The sequence below is a fragment of the Enterococcus casseliflavus NBRC 100478 genome, assembly GCF_001544095.1.
In the GTDB taxonomy this organism is placed as follows: Bacteria; Bacillota; Bacilli; order Lactobacillales; family Enterococcaceae; genus Enterococcus_D; species Enterococcus_D casseliflavus.
On the sequence record NZ_BCPT01000001.1, the window covers coordinates 138,873 to 157,332 of the forward strand.

19 protein-coding genes are annotated in these 18,460 nt (G+C 43.7%); 2 read left to right on the top strand and 17 right to left on the bottom strand.

Features of this window, described 5'->3' with window-relative positions:
- Nucleotides 1-23 precede the first annotated feature (23 nt).
- On the bottom strand, nucleotides 24-1,520 hold the full coding sequence (gene xylB / locus ECA1_RS00625) for a xylulokinase (protein ID WP_060791444.1): 1,497 nt from the start codon (nucleotides 1,518-1,520) through the stop codon (nucleotides 24-26).
- A 250-nt stretch (nucleotides 1,521-1,770) separates the two neighbouring features.
- Here xylB and ECA1_RS00630 point away from each other — a divergent pair, with 250 nt between their 5' ends.
- Nucleotides 1,771-2,949, top strand: a complete 1,179-nt coding sequence (locus ECA1_RS00630; protein WP_060791445.1) for an ROK family transcriptional regulator — start codon at nucleotides 1,771-1,773, stop codon at nucleotides 2,947-2,949.
- Between the two features lie 55 nt (nucleotides 2,950-3,004).
- Here ECA1_RS00630 and ECA1_RS00635 read toward each other — a convergent pair whose 3' ends face one another.
- The 4 genes from ECA1_RS00635 to ECA1_RS00650 form a co-directional block, all read right to left on the bottom strand.
- Nucleotides 3,005-3,838: a carbohydrate ABC transporter permease gene (locus ECA1_RS00635; RefSeq protein WP_005228444.1), complete on the bottom strand. Its 834-nt coding sequence runs from the start codon at nucleotides 3,836-3,838 to the stop codon at nucleotides 3,005-3,007.
- Nucleotides 3,839-4,750, bottom strand: coding sequence for a carbohydrate ABC transporter permease (locus ECA1_RS00640; RefSeq protein WP_060791446.1), 912 nt, complete (start codon nucleotides 4,748-4,750; stop codon nucleotides 3,839-3,841).
- 128 nt (nucleotides 4,751-4,878) lie between these two features.
- The gene (locus tag ECA1_RS00645; protein ID WP_060791447.1) at nucleotides 4,879-6,204 is read right to left on the bottom strand and encodes an ABC transporter substrate-binding protein; all 1,326 of its coding nucleotides are present in this window, start codon (nucleotides 6,202-6,204) and stop codon (nucleotides 4,879-4,881) included.
- Entirely contained in the window at nucleotides 6,201-7,817 is a 1,617-nt protein-coding gene (locus tag ECA1_RS00650; protein WP_060791448.1) for a glycoside hydrolase family 43 protein, read from the bottom strand. Before ECA1_RS00650 ends, ECA1_RS00645 begins: the two co-directional genes overlap by 4 nt.
- A 266-nt stretch (nucleotides 7,818-8,083) precedes the next feature.
- On the opposite strand from ECA1_RS00650, the gene ECA1_RS00655 reads away from it, so the two are divergent.
- Nucleotides 8,084-8,878, top strand: coding sequence for a helix-turn-helix transcriptional regulator (locus ECA1_RS00655; RefSeq protein ID WP_005228440.1), 795 nt, complete (start codon nucleotides 8,084-8,086; stop codon nucleotides 8,876-8,878).
- Between the two features lie 263 nt (nucleotides 8,879-9,141).
- On the opposite strand, the gene ECA1_RS00660 is transcribed toward ECA1_RS00655, so the two are convergent.
- From ECA1_RS00660 to gnd, 12 genes are all read right to left on the bottom strand, one after another.
- Nucleotides 9,142-9,864, bottom strand: a complete 723-nt coding sequence (locus ECA1_RS00660; RefSeq protein ID WP_060791449.1) for an HAD family hydrolase — start codon at nucleotides 9,862-9,864, stop codon at nucleotides 9,142-9,144.
- 96 nt (nucleotides 9,865-9,960) lie between these two features.
- Nucleotides 9,961-10,578 (bottom strand): bifunctional 4-hydroxy-2-oxoglutarate aldolase/2-dehydro-3-deoxy-phosphogluconate aldolase, encoded by a 618-nt coding sequence (locus tag ECA1_RS00665; protein WP_060791450.1) that lies wholly within the window; start codon nucleotides 10,576-10,578, stop codon nucleotides 9,961-9,963.
- The gene (gene uxuA, locus ECA1_RS00670; protein ID WP_060791451.1) at nucleotides 10,575-11,672 is read right to left on the bottom strand and encodes a mannonate dehydratase; all 1,098 of its coding nucleotides are present in this window, start codon (nucleotides 11,670-11,672) and stop codon (nucleotides 10,575-10,577) included. Before uxuA ends, ECA1_RS00665 begins: the two co-directional genes overlap by 4 nt.
- Before the next feature lie 20 nt (nucleotides 11,673-11,692).
- A complete protein-coding gene (locus ECA1_RS00675; RefSeq protein WP_005228436.1) occupies nucleotides 11,693-12,148 on the bottom strand; it encodes a PTS sugar transporter subunit IIA in 456 nt (151 codons plus the stop codon).
- A gap of 24 nt (nucleotides 12,149-12,172) precedes the next feature.
- A complete protein-coding gene (locus ECA1_RS17720; RefSeq protein ID WP_236596115.1) occupies nucleotides 12,173-12,655 on the bottom strand; it encodes a hypothetical protein in 483 nt (160 codons plus the stop codon).
- Between the two features lie 80 nt (nucleotides 12,656-12,735).
- Entirely contained in the window at nucleotides 12,736-13,047 is a 312-nt protein-coding gene (locus ECA1_RS17725; RefSeq protein WP_236596114.1) for a hypothetical protein, read from the bottom strand.
- Nucleotides 13,048-13,149: 102 nt separating this feature from the next.
- Entirely contained in the window at nucleotides 13,150-13,656 is a 507-nt protein-coding gene (locus ECA1_RS00685; protein ID WP_005228434.1) for a PTS sugar transporter subunit IIB, read from the bottom strand.
- An 18-nt stretch (nucleotides 13,657-13,674) separates the two neighbouring features.
- Complete coding sequence (locus tag ECA1_RS00690) at nucleotides 13,675-14,532, bottom strand: PTS system mannose/fructose/sorbose family transporter subunit IID (protein WP_008380577.1); 858 nt, start codon at nucleotides 14,530-14,532, stop codon at nucleotides 13,675-13,677.
- A gap of 19 nt (nucleotides 14,533-14,551) precedes the next feature.
- Nucleotides 14,552-15,385: a PTS mannose/fructose/sorbose/N-acetylgalactosamine transporter subunit IIC gene (locus ECA1_RS00695; RefSeq protein WP_005228432.1), complete on the bottom strand. Its 834-nt coding sequence runs from the start codon at nucleotides 15,383-15,385 to the stop codon at nucleotides 14,552-14,554.
- 11 nt (nucleotides 15,386-15,396) lie between these two features.
- Nucleotides 15,397-16,500: an iron-containing alcohol dehydrogenase family protein gene (locus tag ECA1_RS00700; RefSeq protein ID WP_060791452.1), complete on the bottom strand. Its 1,104-nt coding sequence runs from the start codon at nucleotides 16,498-16,500 to the stop codon at nucleotides 15,397-15,399.
- A 15-nt stretch (nucleotides 16,501-16,515) separates the two neighbouring features.
- On the bottom strand, nucleotides 16,516-17,517 hold the full coding sequence (locus ECA1_RS00705) for a D-isomer specific 2-hydroxyacid dehydrogenase family protein (RefSeq protein WP_060791453.1): 1,002 nt from the start codon (nucleotides 17,515-17,517) through the stop codon (nucleotides 16,516-16,518).
- 11 nt (nucleotides 17,518-17,528) lie between these two features.
- On the bottom strand, nucleotides 17,529-18,428 hold the full coding sequence (gene gnd / locus ECA1_RS00710; protein WP_060791454.1) for a phosphogluconate dehydrogenase (NAD(+)-dependent, decarboxylating): 900 nt from the start codon (nucleotides 18,426-18,428) through the stop codon (nucleotides 17,529-17,531).
- Nucleotides 18,429-18,460 lie beyond the last annotated feature (32 nt).

Sequence of the window (18,460 nt, forward strand, 5' to 3'; positions counted from 1 at the left end):
GTAGATTGCCTGCTGCCATTACGCTACTCGATTTGCGCCAATGCATGGCAGATAGGTGCGGTTTGTTGGTAGACGGTCCGGTAGATCGCATAAATTTCTTGGTATTTGGCGACATTTTCAGGAATTGGTGCAATGGCCTTGCCGTATTTGACAAAGGCGTTAACACAAGCAGTTGCATCTGGATAAATGCCGCTGCCGATTGCTGCTAGCATTGCTGCACCCATACCTGGACCTTGCTCAGTAGACAAACTCAGCATTTCTGCATTAAAAATATCGGCTTGCATTTGCAGCCATTCGGCATTTTTCGCACCGCCCCCCACAGAAACGATCTGGGTGAATTTCCGCTGTGCCCGTTCTTCCATGATCATTTGGGAATCTTTCAAAGAGAAGGTGATCCCTTCTAAGACCGCACGACTGAAATGCTTTTCGCGATGCCGTGTGTCGATGCCGATAAAACTACCCCTGATTTGGCTGTCGGTATGCGGGGTGCGTTCACCCACGATATAAGGCGTAAACAGCAGGCCTTCTGCCCCTGGGTTTACCTCACTGATCGCTGAAAGCAATTCCTGAAACGATTGGTTGGGGGCAAACGTATCACGATACCAGCTTAAGGAATTTCCAGCGGCTAACGTGACCCCCATTGAATACAACTTGTCTTTGATCGCATGACGGAAAAGGTGTAGATCTCCTTGATAATCAACCTCTTGCGCTTCTTCAAAGGATAAGAACACACCGCTCGTGCCAATCGACACCATGCCGACACCTTCGGCGATGATCCCTGAACCTAATGCAGCACAGGCATTGTCTGCGCCACCTGCATAGATCGTCACCTCTTGTTCAAACCCAAAGGCTTCTTGCAGCTCTTTTCGCATTTGCCCCACAGGCGCTGCTGATTCAAAAAGCGGCGGCAGTAAATCCGATGCGATTGCGAATTTTTCTAGAATGGCTTCAGACCAGCACTTCTTTTCGATATCCAGCAGTAACGTACCCGCTGCATCGGAATAATCCATCGAATAGTTCCCAGTCAGCCAAAAAGCCAAGTAGTCTTTTGGCAGCATCATGTGACGAACTTGTTGCCAATGTTCAGGCTCGTGTTCTTGGACCCATAAAATTTTTGGTAAAGTGAACCCTTCCAAAGCAACATTCTTGGTGATTGCTTTTATTTCCTCTCCAAAGGATGCCATGATCGCTTGGCATTGTTTGGTGGTCCGAACGTCATTCCATAATATTGCCGGACGAATGACTCGGTTTTCTTCATCCAATAAAACAAGACTATGCATTTGCCCAGAAAAGCTGACGCCGATCAATTCCTTTTGCAGCGTTGGAAGCTGCTGGATCAAGGTTTTGATCACCTTATCTGCCGCCTCTTGCCAATGCACCGGCTCTTGCTCACTGAACCCCGGTCTAGGGGATGACAATGGATAGTCAGCACTTGCTGTTCCTTGGAGTTCCCCGGTTTGATCAAAAACTAAGCCTTTTAACGCACTTGTTCCCAGATCCAACCCTAAAAAATAAGCCATCTCTTCTCTCCTTCCTCTGTTTGAAGCAGTTAACCATTGACTCTCAAACGGTTAATTAGCATTCAAAACTAACTAATCGAATAGTAAACGATTCTCGCATTCCTGTCAAGCGCTTTCAACGAATCTTTCATGGTTTTTCCTTCTCAAACTGCTGCTCCTACATTCTTCGTCTTTTCTTTATTCTTCAGCTTGCACAATATTAATTTGCACGGTAAACTAACACTAATCACATCTACGAAGAGGAGTACACATGATTATCAATAAAATGGGCATACGCGAACAAAATGAAGCGGCTGTATTGAAGACGATCATTGACAATGAAAATGTGTCACGAGCGGAAGTGTCAAATTTGACCCATCTCAATAAAGCGTCTGTTTCTCAAATAACCAAAAAACTGATCGACACGGACTTCGTGCGCGAAGTCGGCATTGGTGATTCCACTTCGATCGGTGGTCGCAAACCGATTCAATTGCAATTCAATCACCGTAGCAGCTTAGCTGTTACCTTTGACATCGGCTATAACTATGTTAGAGGGATGCTCTCTTATATCAATGGCGAGATGATCGCCTCTGCCGACCATTCCCATGAATTGATCACCAAAGAAAATGTACTAGCGACGATCGATTCCATGATGATAGAGTTTTGGCCGCAAATGCCGCAAACCACTCATGGATTAGTAGGAATCTGTTTGGCGATCCACGGCATCGTTCATAATCAGACGGTCACCTTTGCCCCCTACTACGACTTGGAACACTTTGATTTGATCGCCCCTTTGAGCCAAAAATACAATACGGCGGTCTATATAGAAAACGAAGCCAATCTGACGGCTTTAGGCGAGTACTGTTTTTCTTCTGATTCCACGAATTTACTGAGCGTCAGCGTCCATAGTGGGATCGGTGTCGGAATCATCGTTGATGGGCAGCTACAAACCGGTACTCACGGCATGGCGGGGGAAGTTGGCCATTCTACGCTCTTTCCTCACGGCAACTTGTGTCCTTGCGGCAATCGAGGCTGCTTAGAGCAATATGCGTCGAACAAAGTCTTGTTTGACACCTACAGTCACTATACAAAAACAGCGTTCGTTAATTCGGATACCTTTGCACAAGCCTATCATGCCGGAGAAAAATCAGCAGTCGAATTGGCGCAACAAAATGTTGAGTTTCTTAGTATTGGGCTAAACAATGTCATCACTTTTTCTGATCCCGAAGAAGTCTATATCAACAGCTCGGTCTATCGCAAAATTCCTGATTTATTACTGGCGCTGCAACAAAAATTGACCAGCCAGTTCACCAAAAACACGAAGATCAAAAACAGCCGATTAGGCGATCAAGCCCCGCTGTTTGGCGGTAACGTTTTAGTCGCGAAACATTTCTTGAATATCAACGATTTGCGCTTTGCGGCACTTGATCTCTCCCGTGCGATCCGTTAAATGAACGCTGGACTGAAAACTCAGTCCAGCGTTTTCTTTTGGTAAAAGGGTATCGCTATCCTTTGATTCCGCCAGCCGTCACACCGCCCACGATGTATTTCGATAGAAACAGGTAAATCAGTAGCAAAGGAATAATACTTAATGAAATCCCTAGATACATACTGCCAAATTCAGTACGGTAAACATCAGTTTTCAGCAATTGGACCAGCATCGGCAACGTATACTTTTCCGTATCGTTGATCAAGATCAAGGGCATCAAGAAATTATTCCACGAGGTCACGAACGAGAAAATCGCCATGGTGGCTAAGCCCGGTTTCATCAAGGGCAACATGATGCGATGGAAAATTTTGATTTCGCCGGCTCCGTCCAAACGAGCAGAATCTGCCAAATCAGGATGATAGATCGTTTCTAAGTATTGCTTTAAGAAAAAAACGGTAGCAGGTGATGCGATCGCTGGTAAAATCAATGGCAGAAAATTATTTAAGAGCCCTAAGCGATTCATAAATTGATAAAAACCGATCATGCTAATTTGCTGAGGAATCATGATCAGCCCAAGAATGACAGCAAACAGGACTTTCTTGCCACGAAACTCATAGGCGATCACGCCATAAGCTGTCAATGCCGAAAAATATACATTGAGAACGGTAGCGCCAGCCGCAATCAAGAAACTATTTTTAAATCCATTGAAAACATTGAAGCCTCTGCCCATTAAGACGGACCAGTTGTATTGGAGATTACCGCCAGGCCACAAGGACAGCCCTTGCTGGATCTGTTCTGCTGAACGGGTCGCATTGACTAAGACGACCCAAAACGGCAGAATACTTAAGATGGTCAGCAACACCAAAAAGACATAGATCAACAATCGTTTTGCTCGATAGCTATTTTCCATTTATTTTCGCCCCACTTTGCTGTTTTCTTTGAAAAATTGAAACAATAACGTGCTTAATACGATCGAAAGTACCAATAATAGCACCGACGCGGTTGCGGCAACGTTGAAATTCCGACTCCCGGTAAAGGCTTGGTTGTAGATAAACATCGTGATCGTTAAGACACTATTGTTGGGATTGCCGTTTGTCAGCAAAAAAGGAATGTCGAACATTTGCAAGCCGCCAATCAAAGACGTCACCAATGTATAAAGCAAGATTGGTTTTAACAAAGGCAGCGTGATCTTGCGGAAAATTTGACCATCATTGGCTCCATCGACCATTGCTGATTCAAAAAGAGCATCATCAATGCTCAAAATGCCCGAAACCAAAACGATCGTTGTCTGACCATACCACATCCAAAATTGGATAAAGGAAACGATCAGCCGAGTGCCCGTTTCACTACGGAAAAAGTCATAGGGCTGGTCCAAAACACCGAAATGCTGCAAGACTAGGTTGATCGGACCTAACGGAAAACTGAACAAAACGAAAAATAAGATTGCTACTGAAGCGGCAGTAATGATGTTGGGTAAGTAAAAAACGACTTTGAAGAAGCCTTTCCCCCGCAAGCGCAACTTGATATTGGTAAACCATGCCGCCAGCAACAGAGCCATGCCAATTTGAGGGACAAAGTTTACGCCCCACAAAATAAATGTATTGCTGATTGATTTTAAAAATAACGGGTTGCGAAAAATCGCAAAATAGTTATCCAGTCCGACAAGATTGGCAGCTGGATTCCACCCTTTTAGATCCGTAAAGCTTAGGTAAATCGTATAGAGAATTGGATAAAGCTGAAAAACCAAGAATGCTAGAAAAAATGGTGCGATAAATAATAGCCCATAGCGATGATACTGTTCAAATCTTCTCTTATTCTGCATCGTAATCCCCCTGATATTTATTTCTTCTACTGCCAACTTCTGCCTGTAAAGACAAGCCATTTGAGCAGCGCATAGTACCTAGAAAAGGTTGAAACCGACCCCGTCTTCGGTGTCGGTTTCAACAACACCTAATCTACTTGAACATCTGGATAAGCATTGACGACCGCATCTTTAAAGTTTTGGATCGCCGTTTCCTGATCCACTTCACCTTTTGAATATGGTGTCAAACAACTATCCGTAAAGAGGGTTTCAATCGTCTGGTCATACTCGGTCAGAATTTTCGCGTTGATGTCTTGAACCATATCGGCAAATTCTGCATAGTGGTTTTGACCGCCTAAAAATTCCTCTTGATATTCGCCTTTAATTTCTTCAACGACTCGCTCATTCGATACAAAATCACCGGTATCTTCGGCCCATTGTTTTAAAAATGCTTGATCTGTGGTCAAGTAAGCCACCAATTGCGCAGCTTCTTCTTGCATCTCAGAATTTGCCGTAGCACCGATCCATGTGCCGCCCCAGAACCACGACGAAGGTCCTTGGATCATGCGCCAGTCGCCTTCTGTTGAGCTGGAGTTATCGGCAGCTGTCGCATTTGGTTTTAACCAATAGTGCAGTCCCCATGTCGGCAAACTATAACCGAATACATTGTCGCCATTCATTCCAGCAAACCAAGCTTCTGATTGTCCTTCTGTATCTTGTGTCAGGCCTTCTTCTACAAATTTTCGTGATACATCCAACAAGTCATACAAACTGTCGTCGATCACTAATTTGCCGTCTTCAACCCAGCCATGTTCGCGTTGACCATAAAAAGGCTTTGCCAAATCTTGGACACTAGAGATCATATAGGTGGTTCCACCACTTTTTTCTTTGACTGCTTTGGCTTGCTCATAGAACTTGTCGTAGTCTGACAATGCCGCTTGCGCAGCCGCTGGATCATCGATTCCTAGCAGCTCTTCTGCCATCGATGCTCGGTAATAAAACCCGCCAGGAGCAGCTTGCCAAGCCAAGGCATGAAGAACCCCGTCTTTTGAAGTCCCTACGTCTTTGACATATTGATACGTATCTGCCGCGGCTTCATCAAGCCCCAGTGAACCAAGGTCTGCCATCATGCCTGATTCCACATATTTTTTGACAAAGGCAGATTCTAAAGCAATCACATCTGGTGCATCTTTGGAACCGATAATCGGATCGAGCTTGGTCTCGAATTGGTCAGAAGGAATCTCCACGATCCGAATGTCATAGGCCAAGTCGTCATGCGCCGGCAAATAGTAATCATTGATCATCGTTGATAATTCTGAAGTAAAGGTCCAAACCACAAGTTCATCCTTGCCACTACTTCCCGTTGCGCTATTATCTGAGCTGCTGTTTCCAGAACCATTCCCGCAGCCACTAAGCATAAAAGCTGCTAAGCCCGCCAATGACACTGTTTGTAAGACCCGTTTCCAATTTTTCATCTTTCTTCCTCCTCGATTTTTTGATAGTCAAATGAATCAAAATCAGCCGCCAAACGATTGCCGGTCGTATCGATCGCAAACATCCCTACAAAAGCCCCTGTAAAGAACCCACCGTAATGTTCTGCTACATAGTCGTCAGACAATTGCAAGCTGTCAAATAGCTGATCGATGACCTGCCACTCTTTTTGATCAAACGAGTACGCGTATTGATAGTGGGCATAATTAACGATCGTTTTGAAGTAGACTGTTTGTACATCGGCTGGTATCACAACTTCTGGTGCTTTTTGACTCTTCAGTTGGCCCTTTTCGCTTGTCAATACAGTGATGATTCTGCCTTTCGTCTCATCATGAGTGATGTAGATTGCCGACCAGTTTTGTGTATTGTAGTAATTCGTCATGCCTGCTAACTGTAGAAACGAGGTCGGTGAAAATTCGACGGCAGTCGTTGCTTCGAAACGAAAATCGCTCCATCTTCTTGCCACCAGTGCTTGATGGAACAAGGAATTGAACGACTCTCGCCCATACAAGCGCAAGTACCCTGGTCGTGCGGTCAAACTACCGATTTCCTCAGAAAAAGGAATCCGCAAGGTTTGAAACACTGGTGCCAACGACGCCTCTTCAAAATCATCAAAGCCTGATTCTGTTTCCCACGGATGTTCGGGCAGCTGTGGCTGTGGGACTTCCTCTTTTGGAAAGTTTCCGCCTGTGATATACGGCCAATCATTTTCCCAATAAACAGACTGGATCGCTGTTTCTCGTCCGAGCGGGCAATAGCCGCGATTTTCTAAGAGGGGCGTTTCTGGATACTTCAGCGCTCGCCCTGTTAAGTGAACAAAATACCATTCATCAGTCTGCGTTTTCACAAATGAACCATGACCAGCTTTTTGTAGCGGGATCTCTGGCTGTCTCCATGAACTGATCAGAGGGTTTTGAGGATGAACTTCATAAGGCCCTTCGATGTGTGTCCCACGAGCGATGGTACTTGCATGTTCAAACTTGGTGCCGCCTTCTGCCGTCAATAAATAATAATAGCCGTTCACTTTATACATAACCGGTGCTTCCGTCAATTTGCGCTCTGTTCCTTTGAAGATTATTTTGGGCTGCCCCACCAATTTCTTGGCTTGCCAATCAAACTCTTGGAGAGCGATCCCGTAAAAGGAATGGTTTGTCGGGCGATAATCCCAAACCATGTTCAGAAAATATTTTTTGCCGTCGTCGTCATGAAATAACGAGGGATCGAAACCAGAAGAATTCATATAAATTGGTTCTGACCAATCCCCATCAATGGTTTCACAGGTGATCAAATAATTGTTCACATCTTTCCAACTATTAGATTGTGTTTTGACATCTGAATAAATCAACCAAAAACGACCATCACTATAACTTAAGTTTGGCGCCCAAACGCCCCCGGAATCAGGGTTTCCTAGCATATTCAACTGACTGACACGATTGACTGGTGTACTGATCAAGCGCCAGTTCTTCAAATCCTTCGAATGGAAGATGCGCACACCTGGAAACCATTCAAAGGTCGACGTAGCAATGTAATAATCTTCTCCTGCACGACAAATACTCGGGTCTGGATGAAAGCCTGTTAGTATTGGATTGGTAATCAAAAAAATTTCCTCCTCTTTCCCTTTTTGGCATTTTGTGATTCAACTGAGTGTCAGTAAGAATGAGCTTCATCCAGTTAGTAAGTTTTCTTTACTAATATACCTAACAAAAAAAAGAAACTTGCTGCTGCAGCTCATTTTAAAAATATTCACTAATCATTGTTCTATTTACTTTCTTCAGCTGAACTGTCATAATTATAGAATGAAATCGCTATCATTCACAGGACGATTTCCACACATCGATAGACAAAAAATGGAGGATAGATCGCGTGACCATTTTAGAAGAATACCATTTCGGCGAATACCTAGGCGTTTCCAGTTACCATCCCTACTCGCTTAATTACATGGAACATTTTCATCGTTCCTTTGAATTGCTTTTTTGTAGTGATGGCGAAGCGGTTGTCAAAATCGAAGAAAGTCCCTATGTCCTTACGACAGGCCAAGTGTTATTAGTCATGCCTTATCAGACTCATGCCATTGAAACCCCTAAGGAATCACAATTGCATATTCTTGTGTTTTCACCTGAGTATATTCCAGATTTTTACGCCAAAACGAAAGATTTCGCTTTGTCAGATCCGGTGATCACCATTGATTCATCTGTTGCCAAGCAGCTCTACTATCCTTTATTTGAAACGGATTCCCTCTATTTACGAAAATCGGCACTGTATCAAGTCCTTTACCTTTTTGAACACCAAACGACTTTATTACCAGCCAAAAATCAAGAGGATATCCTTATCCAGCTACTTGTTTACATCGAATCCCATTTCAAAGAAGAACTGACGCTCGAAAAACTAAGCAGCAGTATCGGTTATAGCAGCGTCTACGTTTCCAGAATGATCACCGATAAATTGAAAAGCACCTTTCCTCGGCTTTTGAATCAAGCAAGAATACGCCATGCCTCTTTTTTGCTGACCCATAGTCTCTTGCCGATTACGGAAGTAGCAGAACAAGCAGGCTTTCAAAATGTGCGAACCTTCAATCGAAATTTCAAAGCATTGACCTCACTGACGCCAAAAGAATACCGTTTAAAACACAATGCTCATTTTTCGTTGCTGAAGGAATAGCGTAAAAAAAGCAGCTTCACTTAGCTGTAAAGTGAGCTGCTACAATCTTACTCGTTTTTCTAGTCAGCCTTTTGCCTCATTCCTAGAAACTAGTGAAAAACGCTCTAACTTCCCCTTCTTCATAGAGAAATGAGCAGGAAAAAACCAATTGCAAAAATGAACCTTTGTTGTTTTACTGATTCCACAAAACTATGCCTGTTTTAAAACACCGTACTTTCTTGCTTCATACCCTTTTGCTTTGTTGATACTTCTTGGAATATCGATCAATCCCAAGAAAAATGATTCACGACGAGCCAGTCTTTGACTTTCGTCAGATCAGAAAATGTTTTCACCTGTGCAGCTACTTCTTGCTCAAGTTTTGGCTGTTTAAGCAAAGGATACTTCCCATTTTTCTTGACTGGCAAAGTACTCAAATCATCCGCAATCAGAAAAGCTGGGATCTCGGCTTGTTTTGCGGCTTTTATGCCAGCTAGAGAATCTTCTAATACCAAGGCTTCTTCAGGCTTTACGCCTAATTGTTGGCAGGCTGTTAGAAAGATTTCTGGATCAGGTTTGCCCTTTCGCACTTGATCCCCAGAAACCACCGTATCAAACCAATCTGGCATCTGTTCCATTTCAAAGTACGCCTTGATTTTTTCTTTCGATGAAGAGGATGCCACGGCTATCAAGCAATCTTGTTTTTTTAATGCTTCCAACAGTTCAAGAAGGCCGGGCTTTTTAAATACCCGTTTTTCTTCAGCTAAAATCACTTCTTTCTGACGATTCATCGCTGCTCGCCACCGATTCGTTGGTACCGTACTGCCATAAAGTTCCTGCATCCCTTTACGAATATCTGCTTCCGTTCTGCCAGTCAGGTAATAATAAACTTCTTGGCAAACTTCAAAATCATATTCCTCCGCGGCTCTTAAATAAGCGCGGTAAGCTAGACGACCTGTTTCAAACATCAAACCGTCCATATCAAAAATCACCAGTTTTATCTTTTTCATCCTATAGCCTCCTTTACTTTTCTGCGAATAAAAAAGCAATGGTACCAAAATCCTTTGGCCCCCATTGCTTCACCTTGTTTATTTACAGCTGACTGCTCAACTTAGCAATGATTTTACATGCGCCAAATGGCTGTCAGCCTTTTCCCGACCTTCTTTTACTAATGATTCTGAAAGAATGAAGGAGCCGCCAACTGCTAGCACTTGCGGATCAGATAAATAGTCTTGCATATTTTCGAGGTTGATTCCGCCAGTTGGGACAAATCGAATATCATAAAATGGACCGCTGAGGGCTTTGATCGCCGGCAAGCCCCCGTAGATATCCGCGGGGAAAAATTTCACAACTGATAAGCCATAAGCCGCTGCTCGTTGAATGTCATTTGGGGTAGCTGTTCCTGGAAACACTGGAATGTTTTTGGCAAGACAAAATTCCACCACATCTGGTACAAGAGCAGGGGAAACAATAAAGCGCGCCCCTTTCTCAACTGCTGCTTTCGCTTGTTCTAAGGTGCGCACCGTGCCTGCGCCTACGATCAATTTACCTGATTGAGAGAGTTTTTCAATCGCTGCTAAAGCAAGGTCACTGCGGAAGGTCACTTCAATAAAGGGTAGTTCATGTTCGATCAACAGTGATTCTACTACTGGCAAATAGGTAAGATCCGTTGCAGTGTAAAGAGGCAATACCCTTGTTTTTGCCAATTGTTCATCGAGTGTCATACACTCTTTCCTCCCTTCGTTTCCTTCGATTGCATTTGCTCTTTCAAGACGGCTTCATGAAGCCCTTGAAGATAACTGATCCCAATCGCGCGATCATATAGACCATAGCCTGGCATCGCCACTTCCCCCCAGATCGTCCGCCCGTGATCTGGACGGATGACGCCATCAAAACCGACCTCAACCAAGGCTTTCATGATGGCATACATATCTAATGATCCTTCGGTGGACAGATGGGCGGACTCTTTAAATTTACGTTCCCCCATAAACAACACATTGCGGAAATGAACAAAGTTGATGCGTCCTTTTAAGGCATGAACGATCTTCACCATGTCGTTTTCTGGATCGGCACCTAACGAACCGGTGCACAACGTTACCCCATTATATGGCGAATCCACGATGGCCATGATTTTTTTCAAGTCCTCTAAATTTTTGGTGATTCGTGGCAAGCCAAAAATTTCCCAAGGTGGATCGTCGGGATGGATCGCCATTTTCACATCTACTTCTTCACACACAGGAATGATCCGCTTTAAGAAATAGCTTAAGTTATCAAAGAGGATCTCTTGAGTGACCCCTTCATAAGTTGCCATCAAACGCTGGAACTTTTTCAGTCGTTCTTCTTCCCAACCTGGCAATTGAAAGCCTTTTGATTGGCTATGGATCAGCGTATACATCTCACTAGGTTCCATATCATCCACAACGGCTTGATCATAGAGCAAGGAGAAGCTGCCATCCTCGTTTTGATAAAATAGATTTGTTTTGGCCCAGCCGAAGATTGGTTTGAAGCTATAGCAGATCATATGTACATCACAAGCTGCTAAATTCCGAATCGTTTGAATATATTGATCGATGTAGTGATCCCGTTCCTCTGTTCCAGCTTTGATCGCATCGTGGATCGCCACACTCTCAATCCCTAATAGCGAAAGATGCTCTTTTTCAATTGATGCTTTTAGTGCGTTGATTTCGGAAATCTCCCAGACATCTCCGGGCATTTTATTCAGAAGTGTTCCTACAATGCCGTGCATTCCTGGAATTTGTCGAATATTCGTTAACGGGATCGTATCCCCTTCCCCGTACCATCGAAACCCCCATTGCATTTGCTGTCATCCTTTCGTTTTTAAAAATCATCGTCCTCATCAGTTTCTTCGCTACTATCACCTGCTGAAGAATTGTGCCAAAGCGCTACACTATTTTCTCCTTGCTGGATCACTGCTGCCACCGCCTGTTCAATCGGTGTTGCCAAAAATTGGTGATTGATCGCTTCTAATACCATCGGCAGATTCACTCCGCCGATCACATACGTCTTTTCCTGAAGAGGTTCTTCTAATTGATTGATCGTTACAACCGACTGATTGTAGGGACTCGCACTCAATAGATCAGCAAACACCACTACACCGTCCCCTTGATCTGTTTCGTGGATCGCTTCATGGATTTTGTTTCCCAGAAGTTGAATATCCTCTCCGTGGTTCAAATTAACGACCGCAATATTTTCGACACTGCCCATGATCACCTCTGCAGCATCTTTAAAACCAGTACTCAGCTGTCCGTGAGTTGCCAATACGATTCCTAACAAATGTTGTTCCTCCTTTTTCGCTTCCTAACCAAATAACGCAAGGACTTTTTGCATATTCCTACTATTCAGCTCTTTTTGCTTTAATTGTTTTCTAGGCAACACATACGTCTGATCCTGCTGCTTTTCTGCACAAAACAGATAGTTGATGCTGCCCATCGCTTCACTACTGTGTTCGATCGCCAGCTGCTGCAGTTGCCCTTCATTGAATTGCTTGCCGATAGCTCGAACCGGAGCATCGGCGCCGATAGAATCTAAATAATAAATCTTCGCATTCGGCCCTACTGAATCACGTAACACTTCCAACCCGCGTTCTCCGTAACTTCCTTCATCAAGAAATGCGAAGGCCGTCGTTGTTTGACTGTTTTGACTGATTAGGGACAGCAGCGCTAAGATAGAGGAGGTATTGCGGGTTAGATTTTGCTGAAATCCTGCCCCGCGGCTTACGCGATTTAATAGCAGAAAATAAATACCGACCCCTGAAGCAAAAAGCGCTGTTTGCCAAGACAATAAGGGAAATCTCCCTGAGGCAAAGTGGATATAAAGCCAAGTCCCCAACAACCCTAAAAGAATCATCACTGCTGAAGCAGTCAGAATAAATTGATTGTTTTACGACCTTGCTCCTGCCGATCAAAAAAATGGTAATCGCCGAAATGCTCTGGCGGTGTATCATAATATGTGCAGATGATCCGTTTTGCTTTGGTCAGATCACCAACATACAAATTGCGTGAGGCGTTTTTTTTCGTGTGATCATACTCGATCACCTGAAGGTCTTTGCGAAATGGAATGATATCCGCGATGAGTGCCTTCAAAAATATTTGTTTGCTTTTATCCGTGGAACGCGATCGGTAGACATACCGATAACGAAAAAGCCAATCACGAAATGTTTCTGTTTGATTCATGGCGAATTCTCCTATTCACAAATTACTGACAAGGAAGGAGGAACTCTATTTTTATAAAATCCTCCGCCTTCCTCTTCAACAGATGACGAACTCGCTCAATGATTACAAATTGAACTGCTTCAACACATCTTTAAGCGTTGATTTCGGTGCAGAAGGTGTTGCTTGAAAATAGATTGATTCCACACCGTACGCTTCGTTCATTTCTTTGAGTTTTTGCGCATCAGCTTGATTTAAATAAACAGATTTCGTTACTAAGAGATCTTTCTCGGGATCTTTTTGGGCGATACCGCCTATGTTCAATTCTTTCATTGGCACGCCGTGTTTGACTAAGTCGTACATCACACTAACAGTTTTAGCGATCAAAATACAGTTGTAATCTTTGAAGTTGTATTCATCCCAGTAAAATTTGGCTTTTTCTGGTGTAACGACGATCGTTTTTTGCCCTGTGCGGCTACCGGCATTTTTGTATAATTCCCGCATGAACTTATCCTTAGCTACTACCTCATCCACTACAAAAATCGAGTTGACTCCGCTTTTTTGTGACAAGGTCATCATGACCTGCCCATGGATCAATCGTTCATCTACTCGTGCTAAATTTACTACACCCATTTTTTCCACTTCCTTTTCTTATAAAATACCGACACCGGCTAAAATAATCAGAATCAAGGTCAGCCATAGTAATGCTTGCGTGACTTTTAATCCTTTCTTTGTATAGAACCAGTAGACGCCCATTACAACTGCTAACGGCAAGATCCCTGGTACAATCTGATCAAGGATATCTTGGATAATAAATTCTCGTCCAGAGATATCAAACTGCAGCGAAGAACTGACTTTGACATAGTTTCCAGCCAGAACCCCCATCATAAACAAACCGAGAACCGACAGTGTTTCAATGGCGGTTTGGACGCCTGTACTCTGCATCAAACCAGTTGCATTGCGCCCCATCGAAAATGCTTGACGGGCGAAAAACATTCCTAGAGAAACTTGATACAGTGCAAAGCAAATGAATGGGAACAACGCACCTAGTGGACTTCCTTGCTGTGCCCAAGGAACAGCAATCGCAATAAAGATATATTGAACGGTTCCTGAGTCGATGGCATCCCCGATTCCTGCTAAAGCACCCATCAAACCAGCTTTCGTGTTGTACATTAGATCATCTTGCATCAAAATCTCTTTTTTCTCATGCTCTTCCTCGGCCCGCTGTTGTTCCATTGACGACATCAGCCCAGTGATGACTCCGCCCCCCCAACTCAGCTGGGTATTGAAAAACAGCAGTTGGCGTTTGTAGGCAGCTTTCAGTGCCTCATCGTCTTTGTAAAGTTTGCGCAAAATCGGCATCATGGCGTATAAAAGCGAGGGTGATAAATACCGTTCAAATGAATGCGGGATCTCATTGGCGAAATGCCATCTTAGGTATGCTTTTGTGACATCTTTCTTCGTGATTTCTTCTGGTGCGCCTTGCGCTTTTTGAATTATTTCGGTCATTACTGCTCCTCCTTATCGATTAGAACCCGTCATCATAGTCATCGTCATCATCAAAGGATGGTGATGCTGTATTCGTTTCTGGGGCTGGGACCAATTTTCCTTTTTGTGACTGAACAAAAATCAACGCGATCAAAATGCCAAAAATCGCATAGGTGACCATGGTAATTTCCAGCGAACTGAAAACTACACTCATGAAATAGGCCAAGAAGAAAAAGACCATATAATCTTTTCGACCGATCACATAGACGGTAGTTGCAATCCCGATCGCTGCCAATCCTCCTCCGACTACTTCTAAAATATGAATAACGACTGTCCCCTCAAGAGCATTGATGACATCAGCAATCAGTGGAGCGCCTAAATAAAGTGCAATAAATACCAGCGGAACAAATAAAATAAATGAAGCCAGCGTTGGGTATAAAATAATTGAACGCGTCATTGCCTTGGCATTAAGATCTTCTACTGCTTTATCCGTATACTTTCCTAAGAAGGTATTGATAAAGAAACGGAACTGATACAAATAACTCCCTAGCAACCCAACAGGAACGGCAACAGCAATCGCTGCTTCTGGTTGCAGATTTCCTAGCAAAGCTACCGGTACGGCAATCGCCGCAGCAATCGAAGGTTCCGCCGGCATGGATCCGCCAGGAGAAAATACCCCCATGTAAATCATTTGTAAAGCGGCAGTAACGATCATGGCTTGAGCCACATTTCCCATCACCAGTCCGACAACTAATCCCGTCATCAATGGTGAAAAACGTAAAGTCAGTGTGGCGCCTCCGCCGAGCCAACGAGACATGACTGCTGCAACCCATAGCGCAATCAGTAAACTTTGTGTAACACTTAATGTATCCATTTTTCCTCCTCCTAAACTTCTTTCAAATAGTTTTCTAAATCAAGAACAGCTTCTTTCAAGCGTTCTTTGGTGATTAAGACTGGAATCAAGTGTACTTTTTCTTTCGAATCTATGAACTGCACCAACTGATCGATGACTTGTGCATCTTCAGGAAAAATACCCATTTGATGTAAACTCATTGGTAAGTGCAATTCTTGATAAAAGGGGATCAACTGATCGATGACCGTCCATTTTTCTTCAAGGGCTAATTGATAAAACATCCCATAGGCAACCTTTTCCCCGTGAAGAAAACGATGACTTTCAGGCAGATATTTACTGATGGCATCATGCATCGCATGCGCTGCTGCATTGCGGGCATATTTATCGCCTAGCCCGCCTACCATTCCAGCAACTGCAATAACGATCTCCGACAAGTGACAAAAGGCGTCTGTCACTTCCTGCCGCTTCATATCTTCAATCGCTTGTTTCGATTGTGTCAAAATAGCTGTTTCGCATAATTTTGCTGTATAGCCTGCCATTTGCAAGAAGGGCTCATTTTTCAAATGTGGTTGGGCTAAGATTGCTTCCGATTCAATCCACTTTGCCAACGTATCTGCTAAACCGGCGATGAAGTAGGAGACTGGTGCATCGATCACTAAAGTCGGATCGGTAATCAAAAAAGCAGCCTGTCTTAAATAGTGTTCCGACTTTCCTTCAGATTCTCCCGACTCTTTATACATGACAGACAAGGGTGTCCATGGTGCACAATTACTGGCCAATGTTGGGATCAGTCCAAAGGGTCGATTGACTACATGTGCTGCATATCCCACTAAGTCGGCTAACTTCCCGCCGCCAACCCCCAGAATAAAATCGATCGCCAGTTCTTCAACAAGATCAGCAATCAGCCCAGCGCCATAATAGCTGCATTCTCCCGTGTAGCGATGATAAAAAATTTCCAAATACGCATCTTCTAAAAAGAGTAATTTTGGTTTCGCTTTTTCCCATGAAACCGTTCCATGTACGAGCAGCAGTCGTTTTACTTTGTACTCTTTTAATACTTCCGGCACATAGTCGATCGCGCCTTCATGGTAACGATAAACTTGCGGTCCAACCTTTACTTTTAAATCCGTTAGCACGAGTTTCACTCTCCTTTATACAGCCAAAAACCGACTTTCCGCTTGAACAGCACGGTCTGGCAGCAGCCCCTTAACGATTCGTTCAATATCCGTTACACATTTGTTTCCCATCTCTTCTAAGCATTCCATAGTATAAGCCGATGTATGCGGTGTCATAACTATATTTTCAAAAGCTAAATACGGATGATCTTTATGACCAGGCTCTTCCTCTAAGACATCGGTGGCAAGACCAGCGATTTTCCCATTTTTTAATCCGCTTACAATTGCCTCTTCATTCAAAAGCGCGCCACGGGCACTATTGGAGAGATATACTTGATCTTTCATTTTTGAAATTTCTTCAAAGGAAATCATATGATAATTTTCCTCCGTCAAGTTAGCACATAGACAAATAATATCTGATTTTGCTAGCAGCTCGTCTAGCTCGACTTTTTTTCCGCCATAGCTTTGAATATGCAAAGCGGACTTATATGGATCGTATGCCAAAACCTCGCAGCGGAAACCATTTCTCAATATTTCTACTACACAACTTCCAGTATTGCCGACACCGATCACCCCTACCGTCTTGTTAAATAATGCGCGTCCGACAAAGTCCGCTCGTTTTTCCCATTGATCTTCGCGGACCTTTGTATTCGATTCAACTGTACAGCGCAGAAGCGCCAATAGATTGGTCACATTATTTTCTGCTACTGCATCTCGCTCGACCAAAGCTGGAATGATCGAAACAATCGTTTGGTGGTCCTTCGCTGCTTCTAAATCAATATTGTTATAGCCGATCCCGTGGCGTGTGATCAGTAGCAATTCATCTTTGTACTCAAAAAACTCTTTGGTAAAAAATGGGGTAACACTTGCTATAATGATGTTGTATCCCTTAAGCTTTTCTGCCAATTCTTTCCCATTGATTTCGCTATCGAACGTGAAATGACTGACAGTTCCGATTGCTTTCAACCGCTCGATATGTTGCGGAAAGATTTTTCCAAAGCTGCTGGAATTCACTATAGCGATCTTAAACTGTTCCATGTTCTTCCTCCTTACTCTTTTGCAACAATCTCGTGACCACCAAAACCATTCCTTAGCGCAGAGACGACTTTTGCTGAGAAACTGTCTTCTTCTTGGGACAAATTTCTCATAAACAAACTCATAGCGATCGTCGGTACAGCAACATTCATCTCCAAAGCCGTTTCCACTGTCCACCTAGCTTCACCAGAAGCTGCAACAACCCCGCGATATTCCTCCAACTTAGGGCTCTCATTAAATTGGGCCGCTGCGATTTCCATCAGCCAGCTGCGAATAACCGATCCATGATTCCATACCTCTGCGACGGAAGCCAAATCAAAGTCATAGGCACTTTGTTCAATCAATTGAAAGCCTTCACCGATGGCTTGCATCATTCCGTATTCGATACCGTTATGGACCATCTTTAGAAAATGACCGCTTCCTGATTCCCCTGCATAAAGGTAGCCTCCTAAAACAGCCACATCTGCAAACAAAGATTCCACCTCTGAAAAAGCGACTTCATTCCCGCCAATCATCAAACATGCATCTTTTCTAGCTCCGGAAACCCCACCAGAAGTCCCACAATCAAAGTAATGCACCTCTTTTTCTTTAAACCAGGCTGCTCGGCGAATCGAATCTTTGTAATTAGAATTTCCGCCTTCAATCACGATGTCTTTCGCTGATACAAGGGGCCATAGTTCTTCAAGAATCCCCTCAGTCACAGTTCCCGCAGGAAGCATCAACCATAAAACCCGTCGGCCGCTAAAAGAATTCGTCAAATCAGCTAGCGTTTGGTAGAGTGTAATTCCAGCTTCTTGCGCTGTTTTCTGCGCATGTATCGAAAGATCCAGCCCTTTTACTTGATAACCTTGATCTTTTAAATTGAGGGCCAAGTTCAATCCCATTTTTCCAAGTCCGATAATTCCTATCTCCATGACAGCGCCTCCATTTCATACTTTCATTATAC